The organism is Micromonospora sp. WMMB482, assembly GCF_019038635.1.
Lineage (GTDB): Bacteria > Actinomycetota > Actinomycetes > Mycobacteriales > Micromonosporaceae > Micromonospora > Micromonospora marina.
In genome coordinates this window covers 1-12,235 of the sequence record NZ_JAHOPD010000016.1, presented here as the reverse complement: position 1 = coordinate 12,235, position 12,235 = coordinate 1, and the positions used below count along the sequence as shown (strand labels likewise).

Here is a 12,235-nt window from a genome sequence, read left to right as displayed (position 1 = left end):
TACGCGCGCTGCTGGTGCTGCTGCTGCTCGACGCCGCCGCACCGTGGCGCCGCAGCGCCTCGTCGACGCGTGTACGGCGACCGGCCACCCGAGCAGGCCGCGAACGCGCTCCAGTCGCAGGTGTCGCGGCTGCGGCGGCTGCTGCGGGCGCGCCCGTCGAGTTCGGCCCGGCCGGCTACCGGCTGGCCGTCGACCCCCAGCGGGTGGACGTGCACCGGTTCACCGGGCTGGCCGCTGCCGGGCGGGCGGCGCTCGCCGCCGGTGATCCGGCCGGCGCGGCGGCGTTGCTGCGCGACGCGCTCGGCCTGTGGCGCGGTGAACCCCTCGCGGACGTGACGGACGCGCCGTTTCGCCGACGCCGATCGGCACGGCTGCGCCAGGCGCGCCTGGCCGCGGTCGAGGACCGGGTCGAGGCGGAACTGGCACTGGCACCGGCCGGCGCACCGCTGATCGCCGAGCTACGCGACCTGGTGGCCGCGCATCCCCTGCGGGAACGGCTGCACGGGCTGCTGATGCGTGCCCTGCACAGTGCCGGCCGCCGCGCCGAGGCCCTCGCCGCCTACGCCGACGCCCGCCGGGTCCTGGCCGAGGAACTGGGCACCGACCGACGGCGGAGCTGGTCGCGCTGCACACGGCGCTGCTGCGCGACGACGCCGCGCCGCCCCGCCCGGCTACCCAGCCCGCTGACCAGTTTTCGTCGGCCGGGAACCGGAACTGCGGCGCGTGCACGACCTGCTCGGCGCGGCGCGAACTGGTCACCCTGCACGGCCCGGCGGCGCCGGCAAGACCCGCTGGCCCCACCGTCGCGTCCGGCCACGACGGGCCGGTGTGCCTGGTGGAGCTGGCCGCTGTCGCGCCCCGGGCGCCGGTCGCGCCGGCCGTGCTGGCCGCGCTGGACCTGCGCGACGCGGGCCTGCGCACCCCGGCGGCCCGGCCGACCTGACCGACCGGCTGGTGGCCGCGCTGGCCGACCGGCGGCTGCTGCTGGTGCTGGACAACTGCGAGCACGTGATCGACGACGCGGCCCGGCTGACCGCCGCCTGCTCGCCGCCGCCCCCGGGTTCTGCGGTGCTCGCCACCAGCCGGGAGCCGCTGGCCTCACCGGCGAGGCGCTGTGCCCGTTCGGGCGGGCTGCCGCCCCGACGGGCCGCCGCACCGGAGACGGCAAGCCGCGTACCCGGCGGTGCGGCTGTCACCGACCGCGCCGCCGACGTGTCGCCCGGGTTCACCCTCGACGCCGTCACCACCCCGGCGGTGCTGCGGATCTGCCGTACCCTCGACGGGCTGCCGCTGGCCCTGGAGCTGGCCGGGCGCGGCTGCGGGCCCTACCGGTGACGCAGGTCGCGGCGCGTCTGGACCGACCGGTTCCGGCTGCTGCGCCGCGGTGACCGCACCGCGGCGCCCCGGCACCGCACGCTGGAGGCGGTGGTGGGGTGGAGCTGGGATCTGCTCGACGAGCCGGAGCGGCGGCTGGCCGCCCGGATGAGCGTGTTCGCCGGCGCCGCCGACCTGGCCGCCGTGCGGCGGTGTGCGCGCCGGACGCCGGTGACGTCCTGGACGTGCTCACCGGCCTGGTGGACAAGTCGCTGGTGGAGGCCACCGGCGGGCGCTACCGGATGCTGGAGACGATCCGCGAGTTCGCATCCGCCCGGCTGGCCGAGGGCGGCGAGACGGGGCGGGTGCGCGACGCGCACGCCGCGTACTTCCTGGACCTGGCGCTCACGGGCGACGCGGCGCTGCGCGGCGGCGGCCAGGACCGTGGCTGCGCCGCCTGGACGCCGCCCGCGACGCCTGCACGCGGCGCTGCGGCACACGGACACCGGCATCGGGTTGCGGCTGGTCGCGGCGCTGGCGTTCTACTGGTGGCTGCGGGGCCTGCGCGGGAGGCGCGGCCCTGGCCCGGCGGCTGGTCGACCGGCTCGACGGCGCGCCCGACGGCCTGGCCGAGGAGTACGCGCTGGCTCTGTTGGTCGCCACGCTCGCCGGTGGCGGCGACCGCAGCGAGGTCGACGCCGCGGCCCGGATCCTGTGGACCCTGGCCCGGCCGCCCCGGCATCCGTTCCTGCTGTACCTGTCCGGCATGGCCAGCGGCCCCCGTCTCCGGAGGACGCGGCGGCGCTGCACGAACAGGCCGTCCGGGACCGGCTGCTCGGCGCCGACCCGTGGAGCCGGGCACTGGGCCTGCTCGGCACCGCGATGGTCAGTCTGCTGCACAACCGTCACGCCCGGCCCGCACCGATTTGGACGCCGCGCTGGCCGGTTTCCCGGCCCTCGACGACCGCTGGGCATGATCGTGACGCTGTCCACCCGCGCCGAGGCCGCCTACCGCGCCGGTGACGTCGCGTCCGCGGCCGCGCCGATGGCGGAGGCGCTGGACCTGGCCGAGCAGCTCGTCTCCACACTGGACCTGCGAGCTGTTGCGTACCCGCGCCGACGGGCGGCTCGCCGCCGTTGACCTGGCCGGCGCGGCCGAGGACTTCCGGCGGGTGCGGCGCATCGCCGGTCCGGCCGGCGCGCCGGAGCTGGTCGCCGCCGCGTACCTGGGGCTCGGCGAGATCGCCCGCCGTGACGGCGACCCGCAGCGGGCGCGGGAGCTGTGCGAGCGGGCGATTGCGGAATGCCCGTCGGGCTGGTTCGGCGCCGAGGTGGTGCGGCTGGCGGCGCTGGTGACGCTCGGGCAGCTCGCCGACGCCGCCGGCGACACCGCGGCGGGCCCACTCCCTGCTACCGGCAGGTCCTCACCGCCGGCATCGGGGCGGGGGACGCGCCGGTGGTGGGCCGCGGCGGCCGACGGCTGGCCGGGCCGCTGCTGCGTGACGGCGATCACGAGTCGGCGGCCCGTCTGCTCGGCGCGGCGGCGGCGCTGCTGGCCGGCACCGGCGCGGGCCGACGCCCCGGCCGGCACACCCACCGCGGCCACGCTGCGGAAACACCTGGGCGAGGCGGCGTTCGCCACCGCGTACGCCCGGGGCGCGGACCTGCCCCGGCAGCGGGCGCTGGCGCTGGTCGACGGCCGCTGACCGGCGCGGCGCCCCGCGGTGCGCGCGCGGTACGCGCCCGGTCAGCGCCACCGGTGACGCTGACGGCCATGAGCGACGACACGACGGCCGTGCTGGCGACGGGATACGGAAGACGTACGGACGCACCACCGCCCTGGAACGGCTTCGACCTGGCCGTGCCGGCCGGCACCGTGTACGGGGTGCTCGGCCCCAACGGGGCGGGCAAGACCACAGCGGTGCGGATCCTCACCACGCTGCTGCGTTTTCGACGCCGGCCGGGCCAGGTGGCGGGTACGACGTCGCCGCCGACCCGGACCGGGTGCGTGCCGCGATCAGCCTGACCGCCAGTACGCGGCGGTCGACGAGGTGACTCAGCGGGCGGCAGAACCTGGTGCTGTTCGGCCGGCTGCGACGGCTGTCCGCGCGCCGGCCCGCCGCCGCGCCGAGGAACTGCTGGACCGGTTCGGCCTGACCGAGGCCGCGGACCGGTCGGCCGGCGGCTACTCCGGCGGGATGCGCCGCCGCCTGGACCTGGCGGCAAGCCTGGTGGTGCCGCCGCGGGTGCTGTTCCTCGACGAGCCGACCACCGGCCTGGACCCGCGCAGCCGCAACGGCCTGTGGACGGCGGTGCGGGAACTGGTCGCCGACGGCACCACGGTGCTGCTGACCACCCAGTACCTGCAGGAGGCCGACCACCTCGCCGACCGGGTGTGCGTCATCGACACCGGCTGGGTCGTGGCCGAGGGCACCCCGGACCGGTTGAAGGCCCGCATCGGCGCCGACCGGCTGGAACTGGTGGTCCGCGACGCGGCGGACCTGCCCGCCGCGGCGGCGGTGGTGGAACGCGCCACCGCCGCGACCGCGACCGTGGACCCCGAACTGCGCCGGTGGACGCGCCGGTGGCCGACCGATCGTCGTGCTCACCGCCGTGCTGCGGGCCCTCGACGACGCCGGAGTCGCGGTGGAGGACGTCCTGGTGCGCCGCCCGACGCTGACGAGGCGTTCCTGCGGCTCACCGGCGGCGGTCACGCCGGCGCGCAGCGGGTGGGGGTGTCGTCGTGAGGGCGCTGACCGACGGGTGGCTGATGGCCGGGCGGAACATGCGGCACGTGGTCCGCGCCCCGGAGGAGATCATCCTCTACTTCAGCCAGCTGCCGATCATGTTCGTGCTGGTGTTCGGCTACGTGTTCGGCAGCGGCATGACGGTGCCGGGCGACGGCAGCTACCGGGAGTTCCTGCTGCCGGTGTGTTCGTCATGACGATGCTCTACGGCCTCGGCGCGACCGCGTCGGCGGTCGCGGTGGACGCCGGCCGGGGCGTGGTGGACCGGTTCCGGTCCCTGCCGATGGCCCGGCCGGCGTTGCTGTCCGGCCGCGCCGCCGCCGACCTGGTACGGCCTGCCTGGAGATACGGGCAGCCGCCCGCGCGGAACCACGTGCAGCCGCCCGCGCGGCCGATGCCGGTCGGACGCGGAGACCGGTTACGTCAGCGCGTCCGGTTCTGCGAGGAGGTTCCGCCGTGGCGTTCCCGAAGACGTGCTCACCGAGGACGAGCCACGTCGTGTTGCACCTGCACCCGCACTGGAAGGCCCTGATCCGGCCGGTCCTGGTGCTCGTGCTCGCCGTCGCGGCGGTCGTCGCCGGGTGGCTCCTGCTGCCCGACGGCAGCGGCGGCACGATCGCGCTCTACGCGATCGCGGTGGCCGGTCTGGTGCTGGTGTTGTGGCTGGGTCTGCGGCCGGTCCTGGTCTGGCGCACCACGCACTACCTGTTCACCAACGAGCGGGTGCTGCTCCAGCAGGGTGTGCTGTCGCGCAACCGCGGGATCTGCCGCTGACCCGGATCAACGACCACGCCATGCACCAGCGTTTCGTGGAGCGGCTGCTCGGCTGCGGCACGCTGACCATCGAGTCGGCGGGTGAGCGCGGCCAGTCGGTGCTGCACGACGTGCCGGGCGTGGACAAGGTGCAGACGAAGCTCTACGAGCTGGTCGAGGCGCACCACGACAAGCACAGCCTGGGCGACGGCGAGATGCGCGAGATCCTGGCCGACATGTCCGAGGGCAAGTCCCTGCGCGACCAGCCCTGACCCGCCGACGGAGAAGGCCGGCACCCCTGACGGGGGTGCCGGCCCCTCGTCGTTCAGCGGCGGGCGCGGCGGGGCTGGAGTTCCGCGGCGAGTTCGGCGTCCAGGTCGGTGCCGAGCGCGCCGCCGAGTCCGGCGTCCGCCGGTGCGGGGCGGTGGCCCCGCGGTGGCGGGAAGTCGGCCGCCCGGCCGGCGCCCGGACGCGGTTGGTCCTCCTCCAGCTCGCTGACCGATTCGGCCAGCTCGGCCACCGGGTCCATCTCGGCGACGTTGTCCCACTCGTCACGCGGCACCGAGTGCCAGGTCTCCTCGGCGTGCTTGGGACCGGCTGGAAGACGAACGTCCGGTAGGACCAGAAGCGGAAGAGCGTGGCCAGCACGACACCGATGGTCTTGGCGAGGTTCAGCGCGAGCAGGCCGTGTACGCCGAGGCCGTACTTGGCCAGGGCCAGGACGCCGAGTTCGATGACCAGGCCCGCGCCGTTGAAGAGGAAGAACAGGACGTACTCGCGCCGCAGTGCCGATTTCGGTCGATCGCGGTACGTCCAGTGGCGATTCATCAGATACGACGTGATCGTGGCGACGATGGTCGCGATCACTGTCGCCTTCAGTTGGCCGTCACGGAAAACCGTGAGTGCAAGAGCATTGAACACCGCGTAATTGATGACGGTGTTGATGCCGCCGACGATGCCGAATTTGAGCGCCTCGTGGATGAACTTCTGCCAGCGCTCGGGCAGCAGACGGACTCCAGGCATGCGGAACACCTTAGGCAGTTGGCTGGGCCGGCTGGGCCCGGCGGGTCGGGATGGGCGGTTCGTCACGCCCCGGACTCTCGGTCGTGGCTCGTTGCGGGAACGGGAGGTGTTCCCGCCTCGACGAAGACGAACCGTCGGTACGACCAGAACCGGAAGAGGGTGCCCAGGCCGGTGCCGACGACGAAGCTGGCGATGTTGTCGGCCAGGGGGGTCTGGAACACCGCGGGCCAGATCGCGCCCAGCCCGTAGTGGCTGATCGCCAGGCAGGCCACCGCGATGCCGAGGCCGACCGCGTTGAAGAAGAAGAACAGCGCGTACTCGCGGGCCGGGTGCGACCGCTGCCGGTGCCGCCAGGTCCAGAACCGGTTGCCGAGGAAGGCGACGGTCGCGGCGATCACCGTGGAGATGGTCTTCGCGGCCAGCGGGGCCATGTCCCGGCCACTGGACAGGTAGTTGAAGAGGATGAAGTCCACGACGAAGGCGAAGCCGCCGACGGTGGCGAATTTGCTCAGCTCATGGATCAGGTGACCGAAACGGTCGAGCAGTGCTCCGATCGGACCTCGGCGGGTCTGCGGAGCGCCCGGCTGGTCTCCGGTCATCGTCGCGGCCACCCGCCGAGAGTACCGGTTGCGCGGTGACCGGGCGGACTGCAACGGCGAGTCGGCCACGACGGCTTCGCCGCGGCCGTCGCGCTCGGGCCCGCGGGGGTCGCCGAGGGCGTGGCCCGTTCTCGATGTCCGTGAGCAGAGCGTAACGCGCTGTGCGAATCTGTGGAGCGCATCACGGAATCGTCTTTCGTGACATGTTCGTACGCTTCCCCGCGATCCGGCGTCGCGGTCACTCCGGTGCCGGACCCGGCCGTCGAAGGTTCACCGCAGGATTTGCGTGAAACTGCGCGCGAAAGCGGGTATCAGATCGTGATGCCGCAGCGTGGCCGTACCTTGTGCAGTTCTTCACAACCAGTCCCACTGACTGGCGGGGCAGTCCGGTTTACGCTGAGCCCAATCCCAGGTTTCCACGAGGCGGCGTACCAGCCCGCCGGAACTCGTGCACCCCATAGATCGGTCAGCGTCGACCACAAGGAGAAGTGACATGGTTGCTCCGGCTGCTGTTCGGGGTATCGATCAGGCCCCGACGTCCCACCCCAAGCTGCTCGCCTGGGTCCGTGAGGTCGCGGAACTGACCACCCCGGACCGCGTGGTCTGGGTGGACGGGTCTGATGAGGAGTGGCGCCGCCTCACCGACGAACTCGTCGAAAGCGGCACCCTGATCCGCCTGAATCCCGAGAAGAAGCCCAACTCGTTCTACGCGCGTACCGACCCCACGGACGTCGCCCGGGTGGAGGAGCGCACCTTCATCTGCTCCGTCGACGAGGCGGACGCCGGCCCCACCAACAACTGGATGGCGCCGGCCGAGATGAAGCGGACGATGACGGAGCTGTACCGCGGCAGCATGCGCGGGCGCACCATGTACGTCATCCCGTTCTGCATGGGCCCGGTCGAGGCCGAGAACCCCATGTTCGGCGTGGAGATCACCGACAGCCCGTACGTCGTCGCCTCGATGCGGATCATGACCCGGATGGGGTCGGCGATCCTTTCGGCGATGGGCGACGACGCCGACTTCGTGCACGCGCTGCACTCCATCGGCGCCCCGCTCGCGCCGGGCCAGCAGGACGTGGCGTGGCCGTGCAACGAGACCAAGTACATCTCGCACTTCCCGGAGACCCGGGAGATCTGGTCGTACGGCTCCGGCTACGGCGGCAACTCGCTGCTCGGCAAGAAGTGCTACTCGCTGCGTATCGCCAGCGTGATGGGGCGCGACGAGGGCTGGCTGGCCGAGCACATGCTGATCCTCAAGATCACCTCGCCGGAGGGCAAGGTCTACCACATCGCCGGCGCCTTCCCGTCGGCCTGCGGCAAGACCAACCTCGCCATGCTGGAGCCGACCATCCCGGGCTGGAAGGTCGAGACCATCGGCGACGACATCGCCTGGATGCGGTTCGGCGCGGACGGCCGGCTCTACGCGATCAACCCCGAGTACGGCCTGTTCGGCGTCGCTCCCGGCACCGACTGGAAGACGAACGCCAACGCCATGCGGACGCTGGACCGGGGCAACTCCGTCTTCACCAACGTGGCGCTCACCGACGACGGCGACATCTGGTGGGAGGGCATGGGTGAGCCGCCGGCGCACCTGGTCGACTGGAAGGGCAACGACTGGACGCCGGAGAGCGAGAGCCTCTCCTCGCACGCGAACAGCCGGTTCTGCACCCCGATCACGCAGTGCCCGATCCTGGCCGACGACTACTACGACCCGAACGGCGTGCCGATCGACGCGATTCTGTTCGGTGGCCGCCGGCGGGACACCATCCCGCTGGTCACCGAGGCCCGCGACTGGGTGCACGCGTCTACATGGGCGCCACCCTCTCCTCGGAGACGACCGCCGCCGCCTCCGGCGCGGTCGGTGTCGTCCGCCGCGACCCGATGGCCATGCTGCCGTTCATCGGTTACCACGCCGGCGACTACTTCCGGCACTGGATCGAGATGGGCAAGGGCACGGACGGCGACGAGTCCAAGCTGCCCAAGATCTACTACGTGAACTGGTTCCGCAAGGACGCCGAGGGCAACTTCCTCTGGCCGGGCTTCGGCGAGAACTCCCGCGTGCTCAAGTGGGTCATCGAGCGGCTGGAGGGCCGGCCGAGGCCGTGGAGACGCCGATCGGCATGGTCCCGGCGCAGGACGCGCTCGACGTCGAGGGTCTGGACATGACCCCCGATGACGTCGGATCGCGCTGAAGGTCGACGCGGACGAGTGGCGCAACGAGCTGCCGCTGGTCACGAGTGGTTCGAGAAGTTCGGGGACAGCTCCCCGGCGTGCTCTGGGCCGAGCTGACGCGCTGCGCGCCCGGCTGGACGCGGAATGCTGGCCCGCTGAAGTCGTCGGTGACCACGTTCGGCGCGGCGCGTCCAGGGTCGCCGGCCGAACGCGAGAAGATCGTGTTCCCACCGGCGGTCTCCCCCGCCATGTACAGACGCCCGTCACGGCCCATCGCGACCGGTCGGCACGGCTGTCCGCGCACAGGTCACCCAACCGGTCCACGGGATGGTCGTAGGCCCGCCACCGCAGCTTCCCCTGCCGGTCGTAGGCGTGCACATAGGCGATCTGCACCGGCACGCACCGGCCACGCCGGTCTGCCGGAACCACTGACGAAGATCAGACCGCTGCGGTCGTCCACCGCCACGTCGCTGACCGTGCGTCCGCGCAACGCGACCTGGGCCAGTGTCGCGCCGCCCAGGTCGTACACGGTGACGGTGGCACCGCGCAGCGCCGCGACCGTGCCGGCGGACCCGACCGCTACCCGGCGGCGGCGCCGCCGCGCTGCCAACGGACCCGGTCCGCCGTCGGGTCCAGCAGCATGACGCCACGGTCGGTCGCCACCGCGATCTCCCCGCCGGCCGGCGTACCTCCAGGTCCTCGACGGCGCCGGCCAGCCGGACGGTACGCAGCAGACCGCCGGCCGGCACCGTCGAGGAGCAGCACCGTGCCGGCGCCGCCCCGGCCGATCGTGGTCGCCGGTCCGCCGGCCACCGCGGTGAACCGGCCACCGACCACGAGCTGGCATCCCGGGGTCACGTCCACCGCGTCGCCACGCCGCCGGCCCGCCCCAGGTACGACCCGGCGGTCGGAGTGAGCCGACTCGGCGACCGGGCCGGCGCCACCTGCCTGCGGGCAGTCCCACCGGCGTGGCGCCCAGGCCGGCCCGTGCACTCGTGCCGCTGCCGCGGCGGTTCCGGCGGGCCGGCCGGGCTCGCGGAGTGGGCGCGGCGGCCGGGTTGTCGGCCCGGCGGGGTGCGTCGGCGCCGCAGCCGACCGACAGAAGCACCAGGGCGACCCCGGCCACCAGCCGACGACGTGACCGCAGGATCGCCTGCATGCTGGTTCCTCCATCGGCCGCGGCGCCCCGTCGGGCACTCCTGCGGCGACGCGCAGACTAGCAGTCGGTGCCGGTCACCTCGTCACGCTGGGATCGGACCGGTCAGCCCGAGCGGGGCGCGGTGCGCCGAACCTCAGGTTCGACCGGCAGGCGTCCGACGAACCCGCTCCGAGGACGGCCGATCTCGGGTAGCGCGTACGCCGGCCGAGTCGTCCCGAGTGCGATCTCGGGGCGGCCCGGCCGGTGACGTGGTGATGCAGGTCCGTGCCGGTCAGACGCCGATGCGGCCGGCTCCGGCACCCGCCGTCACGACGGCCTCACGTTACAGGCGGCGTCCATCGGGTACGGGTACGGGATGCTGGCCACGCTGCCGCCGGCCTGTCCGCTGCCCGAGTTGACGAAGCAGTTGTTGCGGGCGACCAGCGAACCGGGACCGGACGAGCCCTCGCCGCGATGGTAGGGGTCGGCGGTGTTCTCGAAGTAGTTGCCCTCGACGAGCACCCCGGCGTTCATCGTCGAGGCGACGCCGTAGCCGCCGACGTTGCTGTAGAGGTTGTTGTAGACGTGAACCGGGTTGCCGAAGCGGACCCGCGGGTGGCGCTGGTTGGAGCCGTCGAACCAGTTGTGGTGGTAGGTGACCCGCAGGTGTCCGATGTCCTGGCTGCCGTTGTCGTCGCTGTGGCCCAGCAGCATCGACTTGTCGTGGCCGTAGACGCGGTTCCAGGACACGGTGACGAAGTCGGAGCCGCGCTTGATGTCGACAGCGCCGTCGTACCCGTTGGTGAAGCTGTTGTGGTCGATCCAGATGTTCGTGGCCGACTGCTCCACGTTGATCGCGTCGTCGCTCCAGTTGCGGAAGTTCAGGTTGCGGATGATGACGTTGCGGTCCCCGTTGACGGTGAATCACACCGGAGATCGTCGCGCCGGCGTTGCCGAGGATCGTCTTGTTGGACCGGACCCGCAGCATCCCGGAGCAGGAGATCGTGCCCGACACCCGGATCACCGCGGCGCTGGGACGAGCCGAGCGCGCTCGACAGCCCGGACGCGCTGGTCACCGTGGTTACCGCGCGTTGCCGCCGCCGGTGGTGCCGCCGTTCTGGGTGGCCCAGCCGACCAGGCCGGTCTGTGGCGTCCCGGGACCGCCGCCGCCGATCGGAACGAGCTGCCACTGCTGGTTGGCGCCGTTGAGGTCGGCGTACTGGGAGATCCGGCCGCCGTCGGCGGTGGACCACTCCCACACCTCCATGGCCTTGTTCGAGTGCCGGTTGATCAGGCGGACGTAGCCGCTGTCCGAGTCGAGGACCCGGAACTGCTGGGTTGGTGGCGTTGAGATCGGCCACTGCCGTACTCCGCGCCGTCGGCGGTGTTCCACTCCCACAGGTCGACCACCTTGCCGCTGTTGCGGTTCTGCAGCCGGTAGTAGCCGCTGCCGGAGCTGACGAACCGGAACTGCTGCCAGGCGCCGTCGTTACGGGACCACTGCTGCAGCGGCGCTCCATCGGCGGTCGACGTATCGGTGACATCGAGACCTTGCCGCTGTTGCGGTTGACCAACACGTACCAGGCGCCGGTGTCGATGGAGCGGCCTGGGCGGCGGCGACGCGACCACCAGGACGACGCCGATCACGCCGGCCAGCGGCCAGCCCCGCCACCAGGGCCAGCGCCAGGCCGGCACGAAGGGCCGGGCTACGCGCCCCTGGGGGCGACTTCACTGACGGGTTGAACATGGTTGAACCTTCCCGTGAGGGCCGTCACGCCGAGCCCTGCGTCGGGAGGACGAGGGGAGCGCGTCGGTGGTGGACAGGGCGAGTTGGCGACCGCTATTCGAGGTGGAAGGTGGCGGAGTCACGGTCGGCGCTCGAACTGACAGTTTCGAGGTGCAGCAGTCCGTCCCGGTGGCGGACCGTACCGGCGGGGAAGTTCTGCGACTCCAGGGAGAGCCCGGCAATGGCGGCCAGGCCGGAGCGCCGGTGGAAGCTCGCATCGCCGTCGAACAACGTCGATCCGTCGTCCCGTTCCACGTAGAGGGCGAAGTCACGGTGGCGCAGGAAGTAGCCGGGGAAGTTCGTCGACTCCAGCGACACGGTTGCCCCCGCCGGCGAGGCCGGGGACGACGCGGAACTGCGAGTCGGCCAGGTTCGTCACGTTCGGCTCGACGCGGGCCCGGTAGTCGTAGTGACGGACGTAGCGCCGGCCAGATCGTGTGACCGCAGCCGGACCGGGGTGGCCCCGTCGGGCACCGGGATGCCGAAGTTCGGGGTGCCGTCGGCGTTCCAGTACAGCTTCTGGATCCTGGTCCGGCGGTTCGGGTCGTTGAGCGGGTCGCCGCTGATGTCCCGGTAGTTGCGGTCGTGGTTAGACCAGGATGTCGCTCTGCCCGTCCTCGGAGACGGTGAAGGAGTTGTGGCCGGGGCCGTACTGGCCGGTGGCGGCGTTGCTGGCGAACACCGGGGTCGGGCTCTTGCGCCA

The 12,235-nt window shown here is 72.5% G+C and carries 13 protein-coding genes and 4 pseudogenes; 9 read left to right on the top strand and 8 right to left on the bottom strand.

Annotated elements, in window-relative coordinates; translation table 11 throughout:
• On the bottom strand, window positions 1-215 hold a 215-nt coding region (locus tag KSK32_RS33095; RefSeq protein ID WP_254186899.1), incomplete at its 3' end, for a hypothetical protein.
• Here KSK32_RS33095 and KSK32_RS33090 point away from each other — a divergent pair.
• The 8 genes and pseudogenes from KSK32_RS33090 to KSK32_RS00720 all read left to right on the top strand — a co-directional run.
• A pseudogene (locus KSK32_RS33090) lies at window positions 204-557 on the top strand (BTAD domain-containing putative transcriptional regulator); the annotation flags it as partial. The gene KSK32_RS33095 and the pseudogene KSK32_RS33090 sit on opposite strands and share 12 nt — an antisense overlap.
• Before the next feature lie 397 nt (window positions 558-954).
• Window positions 955-1,335 carry a hypothetical protein gene (locus KSK32_RS33085; RefSeq protein WP_254186898.1) on the top strand — a complete coding sequence of 127 codons (381 nt, stop codon included), beginning with the start codon at window positions 955-957 and terminating at the stop codon, window positions 1,333-1,335.
• Between the two features lie 952 nt (window positions 1,336-2,287).
• Complete coding sequence (locus KSK32_RS33080; RefSeq protein WP_254186894.1) at window positions 2,288-2,455, top strand: hypothetical protein; 168 nt, start codon at window positions 2,288-2,290, stop codon at window positions 2,453-2,455.
• Window positions 2,418-3,020 carry a tetratricopeptide repeat protein gene (locus KSK32_RS33075; protein WP_254186893.1) on the top strand — a complete coding sequence of 201 codons (603 nt, stop codon included), beginning with the start codon at window positions 2,418-2,420 and terminating at the stop codon, window positions 3,018-3,020. Before KSK32_RS33080 ends, KSK32_RS33075 begins: the two co-directional genes overlap by 38 nt.
• 68 nt (window positions 3,021-3,088) lie before the next feature.
• Window positions 3,089-3,340, top strand: coding sequence for an ATP-binding cassette domain-containing protein (locus KSK32_RS33070; RefSeq protein WP_254186892.1), 252 nt, complete (start codon window positions 3,089-3,091; stop codon window positions 3,338-3,340).
• 25 nt (window positions 3,341-3,365) lie between these two features.
• Window positions 3,366-4,061 (top strand): ATP-binding cassette domain-containing protein, encoded by a 696-nt coding sequence (locus KSK32_RS33065; RefSeq protein ID WP_308163613.1) that lies wholly within the window; start codon window positions 3,366-3,368, stop codon window positions 4,059-4,061.
• Entirely contained in the window at window positions 4,058-4,258 is a 201-nt protein-coding gene (locus KSK32_RS33060) for a hypothetical protein (protein WP_254186891.1), read from the top strand. The genes KSK32_RS33065 and KSK32_RS33060 overlap by 4 nt, the downstream gene beginning before the upstream one ends.
• A gap of 276 nt (window positions 4,259-4,534) precedes the next feature.
• A pseudogene (locus KSK32_RS00720) lies at window positions 4,535-5,086 on the top strand (PH domain-containing protein).
• 53 nt (window positions 5,087-5,139) lie between these two features.
• Here KSK32_RS00720 and KSK32_RS00715 read toward each other — a convergent pair.
• Both KSK32_RS00715 and KSK32_RS00710 read right to left on the bottom strand, forming a co-directional pair.
• Window positions 5,140-5,837 (bottom strand): annotated as a pseudogene (locus tag KSK32_RS00715) (GtrA family protein).
• Between the two features lie 62 nt (window positions 5,838-5,899).
• Window positions 5,900-6,436: a GtrA family protein gene (locus tag KSK32_RS00710; RefSeq protein ID WP_216927968.1), complete on the bottom strand. Its 537-nt coding sequence runs from the start codon at window positions 6,434-6,436 to the stop codon at window positions 5,900-5,902.
• A gap of 493 nt (window positions 6,437-6,929) precedes the next feature.
• On the opposite strand from KSK32_RS00710, the pseudogene KSK32_RS00705 reads away from it, so the two are divergent.
• A pseudogene (locus tag KSK32_RS00705) lies at window positions 6,930-8,753 on the top strand (phosphoenolpyruvate carboxykinase (GTP)); the annotation flags it as partial.
• 434 nt (window positions 8,754-9,187) lie between these two features.
• Here KSK32_RS00705 and KSK32_RS00700 read toward each other — a convergent pair.
• The 5 genes from KSK32_RS00700 to KSK32_RS33045 form a co-directional block, all read right to left on the bottom strand.
• The gene (locus KSK32_RS00700) at window positions 9,188-9,472 is read right to left on the bottom strand and encodes a hypothetical protein (protein ID WP_216927967.1); all 285 of its coding nucleotides are present in this window, start codon (window positions 9,470-9,472) and stop codon (window positions 9,188-9,190) included.
• Between the two features lie 601 nt (window positions 9,473-10,073).
• On the bottom strand, window positions 10,074-10,601 hold the full coding sequence (locus KSK32_RS33055; RefSeq protein WP_308163616.1) for a hypothetical protein: 528 nt from the start codon (window positions 10,599-10,601) through the stop codon (window positions 10,074-10,076).
• Window positions 10,602-10,827: 226 nt separating this feature from the next.
• On the bottom strand, window positions 10,828-11,139 hold the full coding sequence (locus tag KSK32_RS34450; protein WP_308163612.1) for an RICIN domain-containing protein: 312 nt from the start codon (window positions 11,137-11,139) through the stop codon (window positions 10,828-10,830).
• Window positions 11,037-11,441 carry an RICIN domain-containing protein gene (locus tag KSK32_RS33050; protein WP_308163611.1) on the bottom strand — a complete coding sequence of 135 codons (405 nt, stop codon included), beginning with the start codon at window positions 11,439-11,441 and terminating at the stop codon, window positions 11,037-11,039. Before KSK32_RS33050 ends, KSK32_RS34450 begins: the two co-directional genes overlap by 103 nt.
• A 145-nt stretch (window positions 11,442-11,586) precedes the next feature.
• Window positions 11,587-11,850, bottom strand: coding sequence for an AbfB domain-containing protein (locus KSK32_RS33045; protein WP_308163609.1), 264 nt, complete (start codon window positions 11,848-11,850; stop codon window positions 11,587-11,589).
• Between the last annotated feature and the right edge of the window lie 385 nt (window positions 11,851-12,235).